The sequence below is a fragment of the Streptomyces sp. NPDC059534 genome, assembly GCF_042743475.1.
Lineage (GTDB): Bacteria > Actinomycetota > Actinomycetes > Streptomycetales > Streptomycetaceae > Streptomyces.
In genome coordinates this window covers 39,280-60,457 of the sequence record NZ_JBHWAQ010000005.1, presented here as the reverse complement: position 1 = coordinate 60,457, position 21,178 = coordinate 39,280, and the positions used below count along the sequence as shown (strand labels likewise).

The 21,178-nt window shown below is 70.2% G+C and carries 12 protein-coding genes and 1 pseudogene; 2 read left to right on the top strand and 11 right to left on the bottom strand.

Annotation, left to right across the window (positions count from 1 at the left end):
• Nucleotides 1-207: 207 nt before the first annotated feature.
• Nucleotides 208-765 (bottom strand): PadR family transcriptional regulator, encoded by a 558-nt coding sequence (locus ACFVZH_RS07865; RefSeq protein ID WP_384894383.1) that lies wholly within the window; start codon nucleotides 763-765, stop codon nucleotides 208-210.
• Nucleotides 766-875: 110 nt separating this feature from the next.
• Between ACFVZH_RS07865 and ACFVZH_RS07860 the strand changes: the two genes are divergently transcribed.
• Nucleotides 876-1,064 (top strand): hypothetical protein, encoded by a 189-nt coding sequence (locus tag ACFVZH_RS07860; RefSeq protein ID WP_384894381.1) that lies wholly within the window; start codon nucleotides 876-878, stop codon nucleotides 1,062-1,064.
• 41 nt (nucleotides 1,065-1,105) lie between these two features.
• Here ACFVZH_RS07860 and ACFVZH_RS07855 read toward each other — a convergent pair whose 3' ends face one another.
• From ACFVZH_RS07855 to ACFVZH_RS07810, 10 genes and pseudogenes are all read right to left on the bottom strand, one after another.
• A complete protein-coding gene (locus ACFVZH_RS07855) occupies nucleotides 1,106-1,546 on the bottom strand; it encodes a DUF6086 family protein (protein WP_384894379.1) in 441 nt (146 codons plus the stop codon).
• Nucleotides 1,547-1,780: 234 nt separating this feature from the next.
• Nucleotides 1,781-2,821, bottom strand: a complete 1,041-nt coding sequence (locus ACFVZH_RS07850) for a vWA domain-containing protein (protein WP_384894377.1) — start codon at nucleotides 2,819-2,821, stop codon at nucleotides 1,781-1,783.
• 137 nt (nucleotides 2,822-2,958) lie between these two features.
• Nucleotides 2,959-3,822 (bottom strand): ABC transporter permease, encoded by an 864-nt coding sequence (locus ACFVZH_RS07845; RefSeq protein ID WP_384894375.1) that lies wholly within the window; start codon nucleotides 3,820-3,822, stop codon nucleotides 2,959-2,961.
• Entirely contained in the window at nucleotides 3,819-4,931 is a 1,113-nt protein-coding gene (locus ACFVZH_RS07840) for an ATP-binding cassette domain-containing protein (protein WP_384894373.1), read from the bottom strand. The genes ACFVZH_RS07845 and ACFVZH_RS07840 overlap by 4 nt, the downstream gene beginning before the upstream one ends.
• A 276-nt stretch (nucleotides 4,932-5,207) precedes the next feature.
• The gene (locus tag ACFVZH_RS07835) at nucleotides 5,208-5,363 is read right to left on the bottom strand and encodes a VenA family class IV lanthipeptide (RefSeq protein WP_352019973.1); all 156 of its coding nucleotides are present in this window, start codon (nucleotides 5,361-5,363) and stop codon (nucleotides 5,208-5,210) included.
• Nucleotides 5,364-5,407: 44 nt separating this feature from the next.
• The gene (gene lanL / locus ACFVZH_RS07830) at nucleotides 5,408-8,143 is read right to left on the bottom strand and encodes a class IV lanthionine synthetase LanL (protein WP_384894371.1); all 2,736 of its coding nucleotides are present in this window, start codon (nucleotides 8,141-8,143) and stop codon (nucleotides 5,408-5,410) included.
• A 561-nt stretch (nucleotides 8,144-8,704) separates the two neighbouring features.
• Nucleotides 8,705-8,792, bottom strand: a pseudogene (locus ACFVZH_RS07825).
• A 34-nt stretch (nucleotides 8,793-8,826) separates the two neighbouring features.
• Nucleotides 8,827-9,561 carry a hypothetical protein gene (locus ACFVZH_RS07820; RefSeq protein ID WP_384894369.1) on the bottom strand — a complete coding sequence of 245 codons (735 nt, stop codon included), beginning with the start codon at nucleotides 9,559-9,561 and terminating at the stop codon, nucleotides 8,827-8,829.
• Nucleotides 9,562-9,664: 103 nt separating this feature from the next.
• Nucleotides 9,665-10,213: a GNAT family N-acetyltransferase gene (locus ACFVZH_RS07815; RefSeq protein WP_384894367.1), complete on the bottom strand. Its 549-nt coding sequence runs from the start codon at nucleotides 10,211-10,213 to the stop codon at nucleotides 9,665-9,667.
• 163 nt (nucleotides 10,214-10,376) lie between these two features.
• The gene (locus ACFVZH_RS07810) at nucleotides 10,377-13,835 is read right to left on the bottom strand and encodes a DNRLRE domain-containing protein (RefSeq protein ID WP_384894365.1); all 3,459 of its coding nucleotides are present in this window, start codon (nucleotides 13,833-13,835) and stop codon (nucleotides 10,377-10,379) included.
• Between the two features lie 709 nt (nucleotides 13,836-14,544).
• On the opposite strand from ACFVZH_RS07810, the gene ACFVZH_RS07805 reads away from it, so the two are divergent.
• A complete protein-coding gene (locus ACFVZH_RS07805) occupies nucleotides 14,545-21,048 on the top strand; it encodes an RHS repeat domain-containing protein (protein WP_384894363.1) in 6,504 nt (2,167 codons plus the stop codon).
• Nucleotides 21,049-21,178: the final 130 nt, after the last annotated feature.

The window sequence follows — 21,178 nt, the reverse complement described above, 5'->3', positions numbered from 1 at the left end:
GGCTAGGGGTGAGGGTGGTGGTGCTGGAGATGTCGGTACAGAGGACTTCGTGAGGATCTGGTCGTACCGAGGACTTCGTACCGAGGACTTCGTCGGAGGTGCCGTACGGCTCCGGCCGTACGGGGACGGCCTGGCGAGTTGTCCGTACGGAGGTGTCCGTACGGGAAGGCGTGAAGAGGCACTCGTGCGGAGGGCGCACGCCCCCGCTCACTGTCCGGTGCGGAACCGGTCGAGCGTGGCGAGGACGTCGTCGAGCCAGGCGATCATCATGCGTTCGTACGCGATGCCGCCGCGCAGCACGACGTGCTGGAGCTCCCGCTCGGGGTCGAGTGGGCCGCCGGCCGGCGGTTCGCCGAAGTCCCGCTCCTCGCCCGCCAGGTAGTGGGCGAGACGTCCCGCGTGTGCCTGCTTGTGTCGCTCGACCTCGCTGATCAGGGCGGTCGGGTCGTCGAAGGCGGCGCCGCGGATCTTCACGGCGAGGTCGTGGCGCACGCTCTCGGGCTCGATCGGTTCGTGCAGCCACGAGGAGAGCGCTTCGCGTCCGCGCGCGGCGACGGAGTACTCCTTCTTGTCCGGTCGGCCCTGCTGCGGCACTTCGAGAACGTCGATCCAGCCGTCCTGTTCCATGCGCTTGAGCACGCGATAGATCTGCTGGTGGGTGGCGGTCCAGAAGTATCCGATGGACCGCTCGAAGCGCCGGGCCAGCTCATAACCGGAACCGGGCTTCTCGAGGAGGGACACGAGGATCGCGTGGTCGAGCGCCATGCCCCGGATCTTGCTATGCAACAAGGTGCATAGCAAGCGCGGCCGAACCGGTGAGACGCGACTCACCCCATCCCTCAGCCTGACGACGCTTCGACCGTTGCGTACCAGGGGTGGGGATCCAGACGGCGGCGCGTACGACCGGCGGCTGTACGACCGTCGCGGCGCTCGACCTCATGACCGGCCGTGAACTGTGGCGCACACGGCGCACGCCGGCGGATCTGCTCGTGCGCGACAACCTGGTCGGCGTCGTGCGGTGGAGCAGAGGGGTGCGGCCCTTCTCGGCGTACGAGCGCGGATGACCCCGGGGACGCGGGCTCTGCGGGCCCGGGTGGTTGCCCCGTCAGCGGGCCATGAACCGAGCCAGCTGCCGCGCCTTCTCTCGCAACTCCTCACCCCGGACTTCGCCATCCGCCGGGGCGGACATGCCCGCGACGGCGGAGACCTGTACATCGGTGCGCGGGCCTTCCGGCTCGGAACCGAGCCCTGGCCAGTCCACCCCGATACCCGCACGCGTCGCGAGCACGAGCACGGTGGCGGTGAAGCCCTCGGAAAGCGCGATGAGGATGCGGTGCGTGGTTGCCCGGTGCCGTGCCAGCAGGGCGTTGACGAAGGTCTCGAAGACGGCGGGGTCGATCTGGCACTCGTCGTTCTCCATGGGGCCGATGCCCGAGGGGAGCCCGAGCTCCGCCTCGAAGACCGCCACCTGGCGTTGGAACATCCGGGAGGCTCCGTTGGACGGGTTCCACAGGGTCTCGTCGCCGATGTCGAAGTACTGGCTCATCGCGGCCGCCTTTCACTTGATCACGGCGCGCCAGCGTAGCCAGGGGGTTTCAAGCCGACCTCTGCATTTCGGCTTGGCCAGCGCCGGCGGGCCCGCGCCGCCGGAGGGGCGGCACGGGCCTGGACGGACCGGTCAAGGCATGCGGAGGCGCTGGATCCACCCGGTACCGAACTGAGCTGAGCTGAGCTGAGTGGGGCCGGGCGGGTCGAGGTGGGCCCGGTCGGGGCGAGGCCGTCAGTTCATGAGCAGGAGCTGGGTCTGCGGGACGAGCTTGCGGTTCACGCTGGTGCTCTGGACGAAGATGGTGAAGTCGGCGTTGTGGTCGGGCTTGACGCGTACCTCCACGTCGGGCAGGCCGAGCAGGGCGCGGGCCTCGGGGCCGGTGTAGACACGGTCCGTCTTCTTCTCCAGTACCGCGATCTTCTTGCGCGCCTGGACCTTTTCCGACTTGCTCAGCTGATAGAAGGCGCAACCGGTCCGGTAGGTGTGTCCGGATTCGGTGACCCATTCCCGGATCGCCGCGTCACGGGCGACGGGAATCAGCTGATAGCCCGACGGATCCACGGGCTTGAGGCCGGCGGCCTTGATGGTGTCCTTGTTGACCGCTTCGGCTCCCGTGGAGAATACGGCGCGCGACCCCCGGATTCCCTTGGTGCGCCCGACCATGAATTTCTCCGTGGCCTGCTGGATGACCTGACCGGCCTCTTCCAGTCCCTGGGTGCTCGTGGCGTCCCAGATGGCGATGTTCTCCTTCGGGAAACCGCAGTTCATGGCCTCCCGCTTGCCCATCTGGTCCGGAACGAGGACGGCCAGCGTCCAGTTGTCCCCTTGCGTGGCGATCATCTCGGACACGGCCGTGACCAGGTCACGCGCGTTCTTGGTGGGGGAGTCCGGGCAGCGGTGGCTCGCGTTCTCCTGGCCGTCGGTCAGAACGAACGTCAGGAAGCTGTGGTCGCCGTACAGTTGCGCCGTCTGCGCCAGTTCCCGCTGCGACTTCAGCGCGGCCGCCAGCAGGGCCGTCATTCCACCGGCCCGGTACAACTGCTTCAGCGACGGCATGCGCAGCACGTCCTTGTCGTAGATGACGCATTCCACCTTGTCGGCGAAGGCATACACCGTGACGCGGGTTTCCTGATCCAGTTCCCGCGAGCGCCGGGCAAGGTACGCGATCTGCTGATCGGCGACTTCAACGACCTTGCGGCTCAGGTGCGACATGGACGAACTGGCGTCCAACACGAGAGCAACGTGGTTGATGTAGTTCTGGTTTCCGGACAAGGCAGCATCCCCCTCTTTCCGACTGGATGCTCCTAGCCTCTCACCCACCACTGACAATCGATCTTGGTCGCGAGAGGGCCGCCACGTACCGCCCCGGCTCCCGGGGGCGCGGGGTGGGGGAAGGGGTGCCCGAGGTGTCATTCGGGGCGGTTGAAGCGGCGCGCGGCCCACAGCAGGGCGAGGGTTCCGCTGACCAGGAGCAGGCCCGCCTCCAGGAACAGGGGTGGTGGGGCGCCGGCCCATTCGATGCCGCTGACGGACGCCTGGTCGGGTACCCGTAGGGCGATACAGCGGCGGAGCAGGTCGACCGCGTAGGCGAGGGGATTGGCAGCGGCGAGGGTGTGGGCCCAGCCGGGCAGGGACGCGAGCGGGAAGAAGCCGCCGGAGAGGAAGAGGAGGGGCATCATCACCAGGCCGAGCAGGGTGTGGAACGTCTCGGGTCTGCTGAGGCTCACGGCCAGGGCCAGGGCCAGGGCGGTGATGGTGAAGGAGGCGAGGATCATGCCGGCGAGGAGGAGCGCCAGAAGGAGCGGGTCGTAGGGCAGGCCGACGGCGCCGGCCAGGCCGAGCAGGACGGCGCCTTGTGCCGTGGCGACCAGGGTGCCGCCGGCGCAGTTGCCCAGGAGCAGCGTGGCGCGGTGGACCGGGGCCATGAGGAGTTCCCGGAGGTAGCCGCTCTGGCGGTCGGTGATGAGGCGGACGCCGACCATGATGGCCGGTGTCTGCACGGTCATCATCAGGATGCCGGGGAAGAGGTAGGTCTGGTAGCCGACTCCCAGCCGGGACTGGGGGATGAGCGCGGCCAGTCCACCTCCGAGGATGAGGAGGTAGAGCGCGGGGTGGAGCAGCATCAGCGCGGTGTGGGTGCGGTGGCCGGCCAGGCGCAGGAGATCACGGTGGACCAGGGCGTGCACCGCTCGCAGTTCGTGCCGAAGGCGGACGGGCCGCTCGCCCCCGTCATCGCGGGAGAGGCCGGGTGTGCCCGAGGCGAGCGTGGTCATCGGCTGCCGCCCGTCTCCGCCCCCGCGGCGAGCGGGGCGGGACCGGCGACGGGCGGGGCGGCTTGCGGGGCGTTGATACTGCGGCCGGTGTGGTGGAAGAAGACGTCGTCGAGCGTGGGCGGAGTCGCGGAAGCGGCGTGTACGGCGATGCCGTGACGCTCCAGCGCCGCGCAGAGCCGGGGGATCCAGGCGCTGCCGTCCGGCACCCGCAGGCAGATTCCGTCCGCGTCCGCGGCGACGGAGCTGTCGGGCGGCGCGATCGCGCGTACGACCCGGAGTGCTCGCTCGTCGTCGCCGGTGCGCAACACGACCCGGTCGTCTCCGATCGCGTTCTTCAGCGCGAGGGGCGTGCCCTGGGCGACCAGGCGGCCCCGGTCGATGATGGCGATGCGGTCGCAGTGCTCCGCCTCGTCCAGGTAGTGGGTGGTGACGAAGAGGGTGTTGCCGTGCTTCTCGCGCAGTGTGCGCAGGTGCTGCCAGACCTGGGCGCGGGCGTGGGGGTCGAGGCCGGTGGTCGGCTCGTCCAGGAACAGCACGCGCGGCGCGTGGAGCAGTTGGCGGGCGATCTCCAGGCGCCGCCGCATGCCGCCCGACAGGGTGCGGACGGGGGAGCGGCGGCGGTCGCCGAGTTCGGCCGTCTCGAGGACCTCGGCGGTACGTCGCCGGGCGTCGCGGCGGCGCATCCCGTAGAGGCGGGCGTGGATGTGCAGGTTCTGTTCGGCGGTCAGGTCCGGGTCCACAGCGCTGTGCTGGAAGAGCATGCCGACCCGCCGCCGCACCTGGTGGGGCTGGGTCAGCACGTCGGCGCCGGCCACCGTGGCGTGGCCGGCGGTGGGGCGGGCCAGCGCGCAGAGCAGGGCGATGGTGGTGGACTTTCCCGCTCCGTTGGGGCCGAGGAAGGCGAACGTCTCGCCCTGCGGCACGTCCAGGTCCAGCCCCCGCACGGCGTGGGTGGTCGTGCCCTGGGGGCCCGGGTAGCTCTTGACCAGGCCGCGGGTGCTGATCGCGTGGACGGGTTCGGAGACGTGCGGTGGGGCGTCGGGGCCGGCGGGGGCGGCTGTCATGAGGGCTGCTCGGTCGAGATCGTCGTCACCGGCGTGTCGCTGCATGTGGTCTGGTCCTCGTCTACGGGTTCGCCGACCGCGGCCCCGCCCAGGCGTGCGTGGGGCAGGCGTGCCGGGCGCGCCTTCGGTGCGCTAGGCCGGTCGCGCCACCGCGGCCGGCCTGTCCGTGACCGGGGCGTACGTCCGGTTCGGGTGCGAGGCGCGGCCGCGGGCGGCCGCGCCGGGGGATCACTGGTGGATGGGCTGGTGGATCGGATCGGATCGGTGTCCGGCCGGCGGCTTTCCCGGGTTTCGGCCGCCGGCCGGATGGTGCCGGCTGTCCTACGCGCAGCTGATGCCGATGCAGACCGTGTTGAGGAGGGTCAGCAGGCCGATGCACTCGCAGGTGGCGGCGAACGGCGCGCCGTCAACGCCGACGGGGTCGGTCTCCGGGAGGGCGTGGAGCTGGGCGAGCAGTTCGATGTCCTGGTTTTCCATGATTTTCTCCTTCTCTGTGAAGTGGCGGCAGCCTCTGCTGCCGCTCACACCGGCGGCTGGACCATCCAGTGCCGGGGGTCTGTGTGACGGATCCGCAGGAGGAAGGCCAGGATTCCGGCCGACCCGTCGCTCCAGCTGGTCGAGACGTCCCCGTACTCGTTGGGGAAGACCACGTGGTCGTGGCGGTGGGCCCGCTCGGCCAGGATGAGGTGGGCCACGTCCTCGGCCATGGCGCGGTACTCGAAATCACCCGTGGCGTCGGCCATGTCGAGGAGGAAGTCGCCGTTGCCCGCCAGCCCGTGGCACTGGGTGAGGGCGGCGCGGGAGGAGCGTTCCGCGACGGCGTACGTACTGCGGTGGGCGAGCTCGCCGAACCTGTCGTCCCCGCCTGCCTGCCACAGCCGGACGAGGAAGGTGCCGATGCCCGCCGCGCCGTGGCACCAGTACGGAGCCGTGGGTACGTCCCCGGACTGGGCGGGCCACTGGGCCGTCTCGCCGACGCGTACGGCGTCGGCCAGCAGGTGCTCGCCGATCTCCACGGCGAGGTCCATGTGCGCGGGGCGCCGGGAGACGGCTGCGGCGGCGAGGAGGAAGGAGCCGATGCCGGCCGATCCATGGGCGAAGCCGAGATAGCGTTTGCCGTCCTCCCCGGAGGCGGCTTCCGCCGGAACCGGCCAGCCCACCCCGCCCGGCCCCCGCTGTGCGGCGGCGGCCAGCCGGTCGGCCGCGTCGACGGCCAGTTCGGCGAAGCGCGCGTCACCGGTGCGGTGCCACAGGTGCAGCGCCGCGAGCCCGCTGCCCGCGGAACCGTGGGTGATGTCGTGATGGGGCGTCGACTGCTGGGGCGCCAGCGCCAGAGCCAGCGCGCGGTCGACGAGACGACGGTCGTCGATGGCCCGTCCGGCGTCGTACAGCGCCCAGGCCGTCCCGCGTCCGCCGAAGTGCAGGCCGGGGCGCGTGGAGCGGGGGTCGCTGCGGTCCGCGATCCACCGGCCCGCGGCGGCCAGCAGCCCGGGCAGACGCGGGTCGCCGCTCAGTTCGAAGTACCGCGTCAGCACCGCCAGGACACCGGCCGCCCCCTGCTGGACGGTGCACGGGTCGCTCTCCCCGGCCCGCGTGGACACGGGCCACAGCCGCTGGTCGTCGTCCGGGGTCATGGAGTCGACGAGGTGATCCACCAGCCCGGCCACCGCGTCCCGTCCGTCGGCGTTCCGCTCCGGACGGGCGGCGGTGCCGTAGCCCTGCCGCGCCCGGCCCGTGTGCGACAGGGCGCGCAGGGCCTCGCGGGCCCGCGGCGGGTCCCACCGCTCGGCGGGATCGTCCCTCATCAGCCCCAGGATCACCTCGGCCACACCGTCCGGCAGCCGAATCGAACCGGCACAGGCGGACAGCCACGCGGCGAGCCGCTCCTCCATGGCCCCGCCGGCGGGCCGCGCGGCCCTGTCGGCGGGCTCCCCGGTGGCGCCGTCGCGTTCCTCGGCCGCGCCGTCCGGTTCGTCGGCCAGCAGGTTCGGCACCTTCCCCGCCAGTACGAAGCATGCCGTGGCGCCGAGGCTGTAGTAGTCGGCCGTCGGGTGGACGGGCGCGTCGGCGAGCCGTTCGGGGGCGCTGAATCCGGGCGTTCCCACGCGGGTCGGCAGTGCGACGTCACCGGTATGGACGGCGAGCTCCAGGTCGATGAGGCGGAGTTCACCGTCCGGCCGGACCATCACGTTCCCCGGGGTGAAGTCCCTCAGGACACAGCCGCGGGCGTGCGCCGCCTCGACCAGGTCCACCAGGCGCGCGACCTGCGCCAGCGCGTCCACGCGGTAGCGCTCGCCCCCCACGTCGCGGAAGTGCTCGGCGACCCAGGTACGCAGCGGCACGCCCGGCACTTCCTCCTGGGCCAGGAACAGGTGTCCACCGTGCTCGAACAGCCCCAGCGGCTCCGGAGCCAGCCCCAGGCCCTTGAGCCTCTCCAGCATCTGGGCCTCGGCGCGCAGCCAGTCCCGGACGTCGTACCCGGTGGCGTCGGCCTCCACGTGGGGCCGGGCCTCCTTGATGACCACACCGGAGCCCGTGGGGACGTCGCTGCCCCGGTACACGCCGCCCTTGTTCGTGTGGCGGATCGCCTCCCTGACGGCGAATCGACCCGCGAGGACCACCGGACCGCCTGTCGTAACCCCGGCGCGCGGCAGGGCGGGTGCCACGGCGGGGAACGGACACACGGCCCAGGACGGCGGACAGTACTGGCCCGTCCGCTTGTCCTCCACGGGATTGCCGTCCGGGTCCTCGATGAACCACACCAGCAGACCGTCGTCCGACAGGCGCCGCCGCCCGACGAAGGACCCGTAGCGGTAGTGCACGAGGCTGCGTACGGCATAGGGCTGGTCGGAGAGGATCCGCGGCCCGGCCAGTCCCGCCGTCGCCTGGTGCAGCTCCCGGGCGAGCCCGGCCGCCTCGGCGTCGGAGCGCGGATAGACGGTGATGAACTTCCCCGAGCTTCCCCTGGGCGTGGCACGGGAGTTGAGTGCGCTCACCTGCTCCAGCGACCGCGCGAACTTGAACCCCGACCCCTCCCGCAGCAGCACAGCGAGCGCTCTGGTGAGAACCGTCGGCGCGGACGCGGCCGTCGCCGACACGTGCAGCTTCCAACCCTGCTCGCGTCGCGTCCCGGACTGGAGCGCGAGGCGGCACCACATCTCGTCCGCGTCGACCGTCCAGCGCGCCTCCGTACCCGTGGCGCGCAGCGCGTGACGCAGAATGCCTTCCAGATCAACTTCGGTGGCGTGGCTCGTCATTGGTGTCGTCCCTCTCAACGGTGAGAACCGCTGACGAGTAGGTGCCCGACGACATCGCCACACCAACACGCACCCTGCCGAATTCACTGAATTCAGCGAGCGCACAGCGCTGTTCACCCGAAAAGAGGCGCGCCCGGCGCAGTGAACGGCGCACAATTCCCCGTGCCAGGAGGCGATTTACGGAGCTTGTGTTGCGGCCGTGCCGAAGGGCTCGAACGAGACATAGCCGAAATTCAGCCGGGTAATCATTTCCGGCCACCCAGCTTCGGGATGCCGGGGAAAAGGAGCGGGTCCGAGGGCGTAGCCTGCCCCCGGACCCTGTCGATGCCGCTCACATCACACGCCGGCACACTTGAGAACCCGGGTCATTCGTCATTGCGTCGCGTCCTGCCTTTGGACCACCGCCGATCGAGCTCGGCGGACCAGATTCGAACTGGCATTTCGACGCACCAGGGCCCGGGCCCGGTCGATCCGGCGATGAGCGGCGCATGCTGAGTCTGGAGCAATAGTCTGAGATTGACGCGGTCTGCCTCTGCCTGATTGGGCCATCCCGGCGGGAAGTGCCGGGAGGAGGGTTCGAACCTCCACTGGAACCGCGGATGTCACGACAAGGCTCAGCTTCAGCTTTGCGCTCCTCGCGCACCCCGGCCGCGTTCTGTGGCCGGGGAGTTCATGGTCTTCCGCTACCCGAAGAGGTAGCCGAAGACGGCGTCGCCGACCCGCTGGTCGGTGACCTCGGCGCTGTTCGCCTCCTCACGGGCGAACTTCACCGCCTGCTGCAGCTTCTCCACCCGCGCCAGCAGCTCGTTGACCCGCCGGGCCGGCAGCGCGCCCGAGAACTTCACGGTGGTCCAGTAACCGACCGGCACGTCCTCGTAGTAGACCTCGACCTGCGCCGGGTGCTTGTCCGTCGCCTCCGCCTTCACGTGGTTGCGCGGCACCTTCTTCGTACGGACCGTCCGGACGATCTCGGTCTTCCACGCGTCCGTCGACGGGTCCTGCGTCCACGACTCGGCGGCGTCCAGCACCGGAAGCTTGCGGACGAACGTGCTGATGTCCGTCAACTGCTTCTCCAGGAACAGCAGATACGCGACGGGCACCTGCCCCACGAGCACGCGACCGTCGACCGTGACGTCCGCGCGAGCCTCGCAGTTCGCCCAGTCCTTGGTGGCCGTCACGTCGAAGAGACGGGTCAGCGCCCGCGCGGTCTCGCGCAGTACGTCCTCCGCCTTCACCTGCACCAGCGTCGACTCGGGCGGCAGCTGCTCGCCCTCCTCGTCCTTCGGCTGGTAGGTGCGGGAGATCCCCGCGAGCAACGCGGGCTTCTGCAGGCCGTGATGGGCCGCCGTCAGGTCCTGGTGCGCCCGGGACTTGACGCCCTTCTCCACCGCGATGATCTGGTTCAGTTTCGTTGCCACGTCCGCGACCCTAGATCGGCGGCCGCCGTCAGGAGAAATGATTTTCCGCCCGAGGGTGCCGGACTCCCGGAAGGCGCCCGGGCCACGGACGCGGACCCGGTGGCTACACCTCGGGGAGGGACGGGTCGGGCTTCCAGGGCGAGGGTGCGGTGACGGACCAGCGTTCGTGGTCGCGCCAGGCCCCGTTGATGTAGAGATAGGCGGGCGACAGGCCCTCGTACCGGAAGCCCAGACGCTGGACGAGGGCCAAGGACGGCTTGTTCCCCGGCTGGATACTCGCCTCCAGCCGGTGGAGCCGCAGGTCGTCGAAGGCGTGTCGCAGGACGGCTCCGAGACCCTCGGTCATGTATCCCCGCCCCGCGGACGGGGCGAACGCCGCGTAGCCGAGGGACGCGCCCTGGTAGCGACCCCGGATGATCGAGTTGATGTTGACCGTGCCGGCGGCCGCGCCGGTTTCCCGTACGCGGATGAGGTAGCCCCGGTTGGTGCCGTCGTCGAACCGCTCCATCCAGCTCCGGAAATCCGCCGCGTTCTTGGGCAGTTGCATGAACGGCCCATGGAGCTCGGCGCTCGCCCTCACGAGCTCGCAGAACTCGTCCTGGTCGGCGAGGGTCAGAGGGTGCAGTTCGACTCGTGATGGCGTAGAGGGCATGGGCTCATGCTAGCCAACGGAGTCCGGATGCCGACCTGACGATCGTCGGCAAGGGGGCGAGCACCCCGCCGCCCGCCGGTCCCCTGCGTATCACTGTCACGCGCAGGACAGCAGGCCGCCGCCCTTCCGGGCGACGGCCTGCTCGTCGGTCACGGACCGGGTGTCAGCCGATGGCGAGGCGGGTCTGCCAGTAGCTCCTCGGCGTGAGGATCTCGGTTCCGGCACCGGGGAGGATGGTCCGGGCACCCGCGTACAGACGGACGCTGCCGTTGGCGGGCACCGTCCAGACGTCGGGGATGCCGTCGCCCGTCACGTCGGGGGTGCCGACGAGCCGGGGAATGCTGGCGCTGGACCACCCGCCGGAGCCGTAGACGGTGTCGGTTCCGTCCTTGGAGGCGGCAGCCGTCGCGAGAGAGGCGAGGTCCACCCCTCCACCGGCGGCGGGCTTGCCCTTGCGCAGCATCAGCTTTCCGGTCTCCTGGCGGAACACGAGGTCGGTCACCGCGTCACCGTCGATGTCGAGCGCGGTGACGATGTCCTGGGTGTTCCACGGGGTGGCGGCGATCTGCTGGGCCTGCTGGACGGTCGCTCCGTGGTAGCCGGTGAACGCCCACAGGGCGTCGCCGACCGTGACGAGGAAGTCGGCCCTGCCGTCGCCCGTCATGTCGCCCGCCGACATGATCTGCGTGTACGTGCCGGGGTTCGGCGCGTTGGCGGGCAGCAGGATCTCGCGGCGCTTGTCGACGTTCACCGCCCCGTAGCCGTCACCGGGGTAGACCCACAGCTTGTCGCCGAGCCGGACCACGAGGTCCTGGAGCCCGTCGCCACCGTAGATGTCGCCGTTGTGGGTGATCAGCGGGTTGTTCTTGAAGTGGCCACCGGGCGCGCCCACATAGGCCGGCAGGGTGTCGCCGTTGGGATCCTTCTCCGGGTTGCCGCGGTAGGCGCCGGACATGGAGTAGCCGAGCTTGCCGCTGGGCTTGGTGATGTCCGCGGTCTGACCGAGGGACGGGTAGAGGGCGAGGTTGCCGCCCTCGGTGACGACCATGAGGTCGGGGAGCTTGTCACCGGTGAAGTCGCCCGGTGTGTCGGCATCGTCGCGCGGGGTGACGTAGAAGAAGTACCTGGTCGCCTCGGAGACGTTGCCCGCCTGGTCGATGGTGCGCACGTAGAGGACGTTGGGTCCGGCGGTGGGCGGCTTCAGGTCGGTGACGGCGGCCTCGACGCTGGGCGACGTGCCGACGGTGCGAGTCTTGGAGAAGTTGTAGGAGGCGCTGTTGAAGCTGTACTCGTACCTGACGACGTCGCTGTTCAGCGCGCGGAGGTAGAAGGTGCCCGGGGAGCCGAACTTGACGGTGCTCCAGATCGCGTCCTCGGCGTCGTTGGCGAAGCCGTTCTCCTTGACGTCGGCGTTCGGGAAGACGTCCGAGCGGACCTTGGGAGGCTTCGGCGCCGCGGTGTCGAGGACGAAGCGGCAGGGCGACGTGGCGGGGGAGAAGGCGGAGGTGGCGCCGGCGGCGTCGACCGACCTCACCCGCCATGAGTACAACGTGTTGTTGGTGAGGTTGGTCGTGGAGAACGCGGGCGTGGTCCGCAGGGCCTCCGACGTGCTGCCGCCGACGGAGACCGTGCCGGCACCCTTCAGGAGGTCCTTGGTCGTGTCCCACTGGCCGGTCGGCCACAGGTCGAAGTCGAACTCCTTGAGGTTGGAGTCCTTGTCGGTGGACTTCGCGGTGAAGTAGACGGTGCCGGAGCCCATGCGGACGTACGGCGGAGTCGTCGTGCACTTGGCTTCCGGGCCGAGGTCGAGGTTGGTCGGCGCGGTCGGCTTGCGGTTGTAGACGAGGACCAGGACGGGACCGTTCTCCCCGTTGGCCTGGAACTTCTTCCAGGCGTACTGGGACTTCTCGTCGCCCGCGCGGAGTCCGAAGGTGATGCTGTTCCAGCTGCCGTCGGCGGCCTGCTGGGCTGTCTTCCTCACGTCGAAGGTCTCGTACGCGTCCCGGCACCCGGACTTGTAGCCGTGGGCGAAGCTGCGCGCGGCGATCTGGTTCCCGTCGTGCAGCTTGGGGGCGTTCTTCCAGTTCGTGTTCGAGCTGATCTTCCCGGAGAGATGGACGGTCATCTGGCGTGCGCTGCACGACCAGGAGTAGGTCTCCAGCAGACGCAGAGTCGCGCTGGAGATGACCGTTCCGCGCAGGGACGGGTCGAAGTCGACGGTGAAGAAGGAGCGGGAGGTGCCCCAGGTGTCGGACTCGAACCCGACGCGCGCCTCGTGCGTACCGCCCTTGTTGAAGTTGCGCCCGTTGTAGAACGTGGCCTGGGGGTGACGGCTGTACGCGGTCGTCCAGTTCTGGGTGTGCTTGGTCACCGAGGGGTCGATGAACACCGGGTAGACGGTCGCCGGATCGGTCAGGAAGTCCGCGTCGGGCGTCAGGGTCCACTGGTCGGCGGCGAGGTCGGCCTCGACCAGGGCGCCGCGGGTGTCCGGGCCGGGACCGTCGAGCGCGGGCAGCGCGAGCGTGGCGGCGGAGCCGCTCTGCGACGGCGCGGGCGTGGGCTCGGTGGGAACCGGCGGGAGCGACGGGTCGGAGACGGCGGGTGCCGGTTCCTCGGAGGCGGTGGGCAGCACCTCGGCCTCGGCGTCGGTCTGCTCGTCCGACTCGACGTCGGTCTCGGTCGTGGCCGTCGCGGTGGGTTCCGGCTCGGTGCTGGGTGTGGAGGTGGGTGCCTCGGGGGCGGTCGGCTGCGAACTCGCCCCGACCTGGCCGTCGGTGACCGCCGGCTGACCCGAGTTGTCCCACATCAGCGGCGAGGGGGAGAGGGCGACCTCGTCGCCGTTCTTGTTCTCGGCCGACACGATGTCGGAGAGCGGGTCGACGCGGAAGAGCAGGGTGGGAGACGTCAGCCCGTAGGTGAGCTGGGTGACGCGAGGGTCCGCGGCCGCCTGCCGGTTCTTGACCACCAGCAGCTGGGCGAACCCGCCGTCGTCGGCGGTCAGCACCAGGTCGGCACCCGGCAGGATCTCCGGATAGAGGATGCGTGAACCGTCGACCACCGGGGTGGGGATCGGGCCGGGCCACGTCAGCTGCACGATGCCCTCGCCGATGTCGAGGGAGGCCAGCGGGCTGGGCGTCTCCCCCGCACGCGCGGGCGCGGCCCGGACGAGTGAGACCCGCTGCACCACACGGGAGGCCCGGTCGTCATGGCCCGCGGTGTGGGCGGTTCCCGCCGAGAACACCATGTGGGTGTTGGTGGCCGCCGGCTCCCAGCCCGCGCCGGTCCGGCGCAGGGTGGTGTCGATCGGCTTCCACACGCCGTCGACCTTCGCGCGGATCGGCGAGACGTACTGGTGCCTCTCCAGCAGACGGTCGGGGCGCGCGTACGTGCTGGAACTCGGGGTGCGCAGCTCGGTGATCTCGACCGGCTTGCCGGTACGGGTGGCCCGGCTCATCGCCACGGCCGCCGTGACCTCCTTGACCGCGGGCCGCGGTGGCGACGCGTGGCCGCTGTCGTCATCACCGCCGAGACCGGCCCAGGTGATGCCGGTCGCGGCGATCGCGGTGGCCACGGCCGCCGCCATGGTGCGACGCCCAGGTCGACGGCGCCAGATGCCCTTCATGCGGGACTGCTCCCCTTCCCCCTCGTACCGGCCGCACGGTCGCGCCGGTGTGCTGCGGCACCGGCCATGACACCGCCGGCGAACGACGACGGGGGTGTGGGCATGGCGGGGCGGGCAGCGTGCAGATCATGGCCCATCGAGGCGGGTCCGTCACCCCGCCCGCCGGCCCCGCCGGGGGGAGACGCGCGCCGTGCGCGGAGGTGTTGTGAGGTGCTCGAACCGGCAGAGGAGAGCTCTTCAGTCGATCATGGCCTGTTTGGCATAGATCAAATCATGACAACACACCTTGAAAGGATGGGCGTTGCTGCAACTAAGTGCCTAATTGAACGCCAATACCCCTTTTATTGGCGGAGATTCCACGCCATCTGAATAAGGTCAACAGTCGCGTTGAACTCGCTCTGGGACAGTGCGCCACCTATGCGCGGTGATCATCGCCACACGACCCCCTCTCGTGTGGCGGATCCTCATGGGAAGGACACAGAATCTGCGCCATCTGCCGTCACGCGTGGTCCAGCTCGGGTCCCGCTCAATGTGGTCCGGGGGGACCTTCACCGTGTCTGGTCGTCTGAGGCGTGCGCGCCTTCGTTCCACCCGGAGTGGCGTTGCCGCACTCCTGGGTGCGGCATTGTTCACAGGGCTGCTGCCGGCCCCCGCTCTCGCGCTCCCACCGGATCCCGCGAGAGCCGAAGTCGGCAGGGAAGCCATCCAGTTGGAGAGCCTCCAGCAGGACAGCCCGCTGGAGGGCAAGAGTCTCGAGAAGCGCCTCGACCGCCTCAAGGCCGAGATCCCGGCCGATCAGGCCGATGCGCCCGCGGGGACCTCGGTGGCACCGCTCGCCGACAGTGGCCAGGTCACCTTCGCGGCTTCCGCCCCGCCGGCCGGCGGCTCCGCCGTCACACCGGTCGAGGACCTGCCCGTCGGGCTGGGACAGGCCGACGGGCAGGCGGCACCCGCCGGCACCTGGAACGTCTCGATCGACTCCCACGCGGGCGCCCTGGCCCAGGGCGTCAACGGGGTCCTCCTGGAGATCGACACCCCGGCCGGCGGCTCCGTCCCGGTCGACGTCCGGCTCGACTACTCCGCCTTCAAGAACCTCTACGGAGCCGACTGGGCCTCCCGCCTGAAGTTCGTCCAGTTCCCGGACTGCTACCTCAGCACCCCCGAACTGGAGGAATGCCAGGCGTACACCGAGCTGGCGACGGAGAACGACACCGACTCCGCATCCGCCACCGCGACCATCGACCCCGCCGCCGTGAGCGCCGAGGCCCCCGCCGGCGGGGTCTCGACCCAGCTGATGAGCACCTCGGCGCAGGCCGACCCGGCGGGCGACAAGACCGCCGTCGGCGTGGTCGACTCGGGTGACGGCGCCGGCGGAACGTTCAAGGCGAGCCCGCTGGCCGCCAGCGGCAAGTGGGCCACCACCGGCTCCTCCGGTGCGTTCACCTGGTCGTACCCGATCGCCGTGCCGATCGCCCCCGCGGGCCCCACGCCGAAGATCTCGCTCGACTACAACTCCCAGACCGTGGACGGCCGTACGGCCGTCACCTCTCCCCAGGCGTCGTGGGTCGGCGAGGGCTGGAACTACGAGCCGGGCCACATCGAGCGCCGCTACCGCACGTGTCAGGACGACACGAAGGACATGGCCTCGGGGAAGCCCAACAACACGGGCTCGGACAACAAGACGTCCGACCTGTGCTGGGTCTCGTACAACGCGGTCATGACCCTGAACGGCGTGACCACCGAACTGGTCCGCGTCGACGCCGACACCTACCGCCCCGCCGCCGACGACGGCACGCGCATCGAACTCAAGACCGGCGGCACCAACGGCGACGACAACGGCGAGTACTGGGTCGTCACCACGGTCGACGGCACCGCCTACCACTTCGGCCTGAACAAGGTCGGAACGGGCCACGCGGACACCAACTCGGTCTCCGCCGTGCCGGTCTTCGGCAACCACCCCGGCGAACCGTGCCACGCCACGGCCTTCGCCGACTCCCGGTGCGGCGCCGGCAAGCAGCAGGCATGGCGCTGGGGCCTCGACAAGGTCGTCGACGTGCACGGCAACGTCATGGTGGTCAACTGGGTCCAGGAGACCAACTACTACGCCGTCCGCAAGAAGTTCAAGACGCCCGAGCGCTACCACCGCTACGGCTACGCGTCCTCCATCGAGTACGGTCTGCGCCTCTCCGACCTCACCAAGCCCGCGGGCGTGGTCGAGTTCGCCACACAGCAGCGCTGCCTGCAGTCCGCCGAGCTCTGCGCCGCCACGAACTTCGACAAGACCGACGACCCCGGCGCCTACCGCCCCTGGTGGGACACGCCCGGAAACCTCAACTGCAAGTCCGGCTCCGACCTCTGCCCGCCGTTCCCCTCCTTCTGGACCCAGCGCCGCCTGGAGTCCATCACCACCAAGTCGGAACGCCCCGGACAGACCGGCCTCGGCAAGGTGGACACGTACACGCTCCACCAGTCCTTCCCCGCCGAGTGGTATGACACCTCCCCGGGCCTGTGGCTCAACTCCATCACCCGCCGCGGCTTCGGACCGGGCGACAGCACCGGCACCCTGCAGTCCGCCGACGGCGTGAGCTTCGCCCACTACCAGGTCGGGCCCCGCGACCCCCTGCAGAGCAGGCTGCGTGACCGCCAGCTGCCCAACCTCGTGGCGGGCGACCCCCGCCGCCCCGGCTTCACACGCCCCCGCATCGGCGTGGTCTCCACCGAAGAGGGCGGGGACATCGAGGTCAAGTACACGGGAGGCTGCGCGGCCGAGCCCGCGACGGACAAGGAACGCGCCAACGGGACCTGCTTCCCCGTGCGCTGGTCCCCGGACGGCGAGGAGAAGAAGCCGGCCAAGGCGTGGTTCAACAAGTACGTCGTCGCGAGCGTCGTGGAGACCGACAAGGTCACCACGCACGGCGTGCCGGTCTACACCCAGTACTCGTACAAGGAACCGGCGTGGAGCCAGAGTGACGACGAGTTCACCAAGCCCTCGCTGAGGACCTACAGCGACTGGCGCGGCTACCGCGAAGTCACCACGGTCAAGGGCAAGAAGAACAACATCAAGGCCGGTGACCCCCAGGCCCAGTCGACCTCCACCGTCCGGTACTTCCTCGGCGTCGGCGGCGCCCTCAAGGACTCCGCCGGCAAGTACACCCTCGCCACGGACGACTCCAGGCCGCTCGCCGGCCAGACCGCCGAGACCCTCACCTACGACCGCACCGCCGGCCGGGTCGTCAAGCGTGTCCTGACCTTCCCCTGGGTGAAGGAGACGGCCTCGCGCACCCGGGAGGGCGAGGACGGCACGGCACTCGATCCGCTGAAGGCATACCGCACCGGAACGGCACGCACCGACACCATCCAGACGGTCGGCACCTCCTGGCAGAGCGTGCGCACCACGACCGACGTCGACACCACCTACGGGCTGCCGACACAGTCGGAGACCTCCGTCGTCAAGCCCAACGGCACGGCCGAGACGCTCAGCGAGCAGCGCTGCACCACCTACTCCTACGTCCACAACACCAGTGCCTGGCTCATCGGACTCGCGTCCCAGACCAGGACCACGGCCACGCCGTGCACCGGCCACACCACCGCCGACCCCGCGACCGAGCTCGTCAGCACCAGCCGCAGCAGCTACGACGGCCTGGCCTTCGGAGCCACGCCGACCAAGGGTCTCGCCACCTCGATGGCGGTGAACGACGGCACGGGCAACTGCTGTGCGCTCGTCACCACCAGCACGTACGACGCCCTGGGCCGACTGCGCACGGTGACCAAGCCCGGAGAGGGCACCACCGAGACCCGGTTCACCCCGGCCGACGGCGGCCCCGTGACCGCCACCACGTCGATCCAGACGGTCGGCGGCCGAGAGTTCGCCACCACCACCACGTTCGACGCCGGCCGCGCGCTGCCGCTGACCGTGACCGACCCGAACGGCCGCGTCACCCGTCGTCAGTACGACGCGCTGGGACGACTGACCACCGGCTGGCTGCCCTCGCGCTCCTCCGGCAACCAGACGCCGAGCGTGAAGTTCGCCTATCAGCCGGCCGTGGCCACCAGCAGCGCCACCAAGCCCGCCGCGGTCACCACCGAGACGCTCCAGGACGACGGCACCTACCGCAAGCACGTCATGCTGTACGACGGGCTGGGACGCGAGGTGCAGTCCCAGGAGGACGCCTACGGCCCGGGCCGCGTCGTCGTGGACACCTTCTACAACGACCACGGCCTCGTCGAGGAGAAGACCGGGAAGTACCTGGCCAAGGGCAGCCCCACCGCGGCGCTCTTCGAGCCCAGGTCCGACAGCGTCGTCCCGAACAAGACCCGCACGCGCTACGACGGCATGGAGCGGCCGGTCCAGCTCTCCACGTACTTCGGCTCCACCTTCAAGTACGCGACCTACACGACCTACGGCGACAACTACACGAAGGTCGACAAGCCCGGTTCCACGGTCCCGGTGACGGACACGTACACCGACGCCCTGGGCCGCGTCTCCTCGGTCCGCACCTACACGGACGCCGCCGGCACCGCCAAGCGCACCACCACGTACGGCTACGACGCCCGCGGCAACCGCAACAAGGTGACGGACCCCGCCGGCAACGCGTGGACCTACGTCTACGACGCGCGCGGTCAGCTGGTCTCGCAGACGGACCCCGACTCCGGCACCTCCGCCTTCGGCTACGACGACGCCGGCCGGCGCGTCAAGAGCACGAACGAGGCGACGGCGAAGTCGATCTTCACCGAGTACGACACGCTCGGCCGGACCACCGTCGTCCGCGAGGGCGACTCCACCATGACCCCTGCCCAGGCCACCCTGGTCAAGGAGTTCACCTACGACACGGTGGCCGGCGCCCTCGGAAAGCCCGCGTCCTCCACCCAGTACCAGGGCGCGACCGCCTACATCAACCGCGTCACCGGCTACGACACCGAATACCGGTCCACCGGCAAGCAGGTCGTCATCCCGGACACCGCCGCCACCAAGGGCCTGTCCGGCACCTACACCTACGGCTACAGCTACACGCCCACCGGCAGGCAGCAGTCCGTGACGCTCCCCGCGGTCGGCGGGCTCGCCGCGGAGAAGGTCGTCACCCGGTACGACGACGAAGGACTCGCGGAGTCCACCTCCGGCCAGGACTGGTACACCTCCGACGTCACCTACTCGCCGTTCGGCGAACCGCTCCGCGTGGTCAGCGGCGCACAGCCGGGGCGCGTCTGGACGACCAACTTCATCGACGAGCACACCGGACGCCTCGAACGGAGCGTCGCCGACCGCGAGACCACCGGGCCGCACCGCATCGCGGACAGCCGCTACGCGTACGACTCCGCCGGCCTGATCTCCTCGTACGCCAGGGAACTCACCGACGCGTCGGGATCCACCTGGGACACCCAGTGCTTCACCTACGACCGCCTCGGTCAGCTGGTCAACGCCTGGACCTCGAACATCGCCGTCACCGGCAAGGGCGCCGGCTGCAAGTCCGCGGCCGGCACGGTCTGGGGCCCGCGCACCGACGGTGAACCCAGCGGTGCGGGCGGCGCCGACGCGTCCGACAGCGCCGCCGACACCGCGGGCAGCCCCGACGCCTCGCTGACCTCGACCTTGGCGGCGGCCGCACCGGCCTCCGGCACGGTCGCCTCCGGCGGCCCCTCCTACTGGCAGACGTTCAGCTACGACTGGCTCGGCAACCGGGCCGCCATGGTCGAGCACGGCGCCACCGACACGACCTCCGCCTACACCTACGGCAGGACCGTCACCGGCAACGGCACCGGCCCCGCCACCATCGCCCAGCCCCACACCCTCCAGCGGACCGTCACCACGCCGACGGGACCGGGCAGCACCTACGCGTACGACAGCGCCGGCAACACCACGGACCGGGATCTCCCCTCCGGCGCCCAGGACCTGACCTGGACGCAGGAGAACCGTCTCGCCACGATCACCGCGGGCGGGGTCAAGACCACCTACGTCTACGACCCCGAGGGCAACCGCCTCCTGGAGTCCTCCTCCACGGGCGCCACCCTGTACCTGGGCGAGACCGAGGTCACCGCCGACGCCACCGGCAAGGTGACCAAGGCGACCCGCGCCTACACCCAGACCGGCGCCCCCAACGTGGTGCGGACGGCCCTCAACGGCTCCGCCACCGGGCACAAGCTCACCGTCCTGCTCGCCGACAGCCTCGGAACGGCCCACACGGCCGTCGAGCTCACCGGTGCGCAGACGGTCACCCGGAGGGAGTCCAAGCCCTTCGGCGAATCCCGTGGCGCCAAGCCCGCCTCGTGGCCCGACAAGCGCGGCTACCTCGGCGTCGGCATCGACGACAGCGCCACCGGCCTGACCCACCTGGGCGCACGCGAGTACGACCAGAGCACCGGGCGGTTCATCTCCGTCGACCCGGTCATGGAGATGGACGACCCGCTCCAGATCAACGGCTACGCCTACGCGGGCAGCAGCCCCCTCACCCGGTCCGACCCCACCGGCCTCTGCCCGAAGGACATCTGCGAAGGCTACGGCCAGCACAACAACGCCAGCCAGCAGGGCAGCGGGAGCACCGGCGGCACCGGGCAGGGGACGACCAGCGGCACCACCGAACAGCCCACCAAGGGGCGGTCCGGCGCGGACATGGCCGCCGACAAGGCGCGCCACGACGCGGCCGTGCAGGCCATGGCCGCCTTCCTGCGGGCCTTCTGGGCCCAGAACCCCGACGTACGCATCCAGACCGAGTACCACATTCCCGGAGCGGGACCCAACAAGGGGGACGGCTTCGCGGACATCGTGATGTTCTTCAACGAGGACATCTACATCTGGGAGGTGAAGTCCGCCAAGACCGCCGAGGAGGCCGGCCCCGCCCAGCTGGACCGCTACGTCGACACCCTCAACAGCATCGAGTCGAAGAAGACGTTCGGCCGGACCGTGCACAAGGGCTGGGAACTCCCGCAGGTCGCCACCGTCGACCCGATCGACCCGCGGCTCATGCTGGTCGCCCAGTCCACCCGCAGCCGCCCCAACACCAACCGCGGCGGCGCGGAATACAAGGGCGTCATCGGCTGGTGGACACGCAACCAGAACCGGAATCCTCCCCCGAACATGGAGCCCGTCCCCGTCTGGGCCCCGGTCTCGGTCCAGGCATGGCAGCCGTCACCCGAGCAGACGAAGAACATCGGCGTGACGGGCGTCCTCCTGGCGTTCCTCTACGTCGCAGGCAGGATCGTCGCCGACCCCATTCCCTGACGACCTGATCAGCTCGCCGCCGGGGGGGGGGCCCCCCGGGGGGGGCGCCCCCCGCCGGCGGCCGAAAAAAACCCCCCCACAGACAGCCGAGGGGGAGAGCCCCCGGGCGCACAAACGACGGGCGGAAAAG

Excerpts from the sequence above, each read along its gene's own strand:
- ACFVZH_RS07865 (WP_384894383.1), bottom strand. The coding sequence starts at position 765 with ATGGCGCTCGACCACGCGATCCTCGTGTCCCTCCTCGAGAAGCCCGGT.
- ACFVZH_RS07855 (WP_384894379.1), bottom strand. The coding sequence starts at position 1,546 with ATGAGCCAGTACTTCGACATCGGCGACGAGACCCTGTGGAACCCGTCC.
- ACFVZH_RS07845 (WP_384894375.1), bottom strand. The coding sequence starts at position 3,822 with ATGACCACGCTCGCCTCGGGCACACCCGGCCTCTCCCGCGATGACGGG.
- ACFVZH_RS07840 (WP_384894373.1), bottom strand. The coding sequence starts at position 4,931 with ATGCAGCGACACGCCGGTGACGACGATCTCGACCGAGCAGCCCTCATG.
- ACFVZH_RS07835 (WP_352019973.1), bottom strand. The coding sequence starts at position 5,363 with ATGGAAAACCAGGACATCGAACTGCTCGCCCAGCTCCACGCCCTCCCG.
- lanL (WP_384894371.1), bottom strand. The coding sequence starts at position 8,143 with ATGACGAGCCACGCCACCGAAGTTGATCTGGAAGGCATTCTGCGTCAC.
- ACFVZH_RS07815 (WP_384894367.1), bottom strand. The coding sequence starts at position 10,213 with ATGCCCTCTACGCCATCACGAGTCGAACTGCACCCTCTGACCCTCGCC.
- ACFVZH_RS07810 (WP_384894365.1), bottom strand. The coding sequence starts at position 13,835 with ATGAAGGGCATCTGGCGCCGTCGACCTGGGCGTCGCACCATGGCGGCG.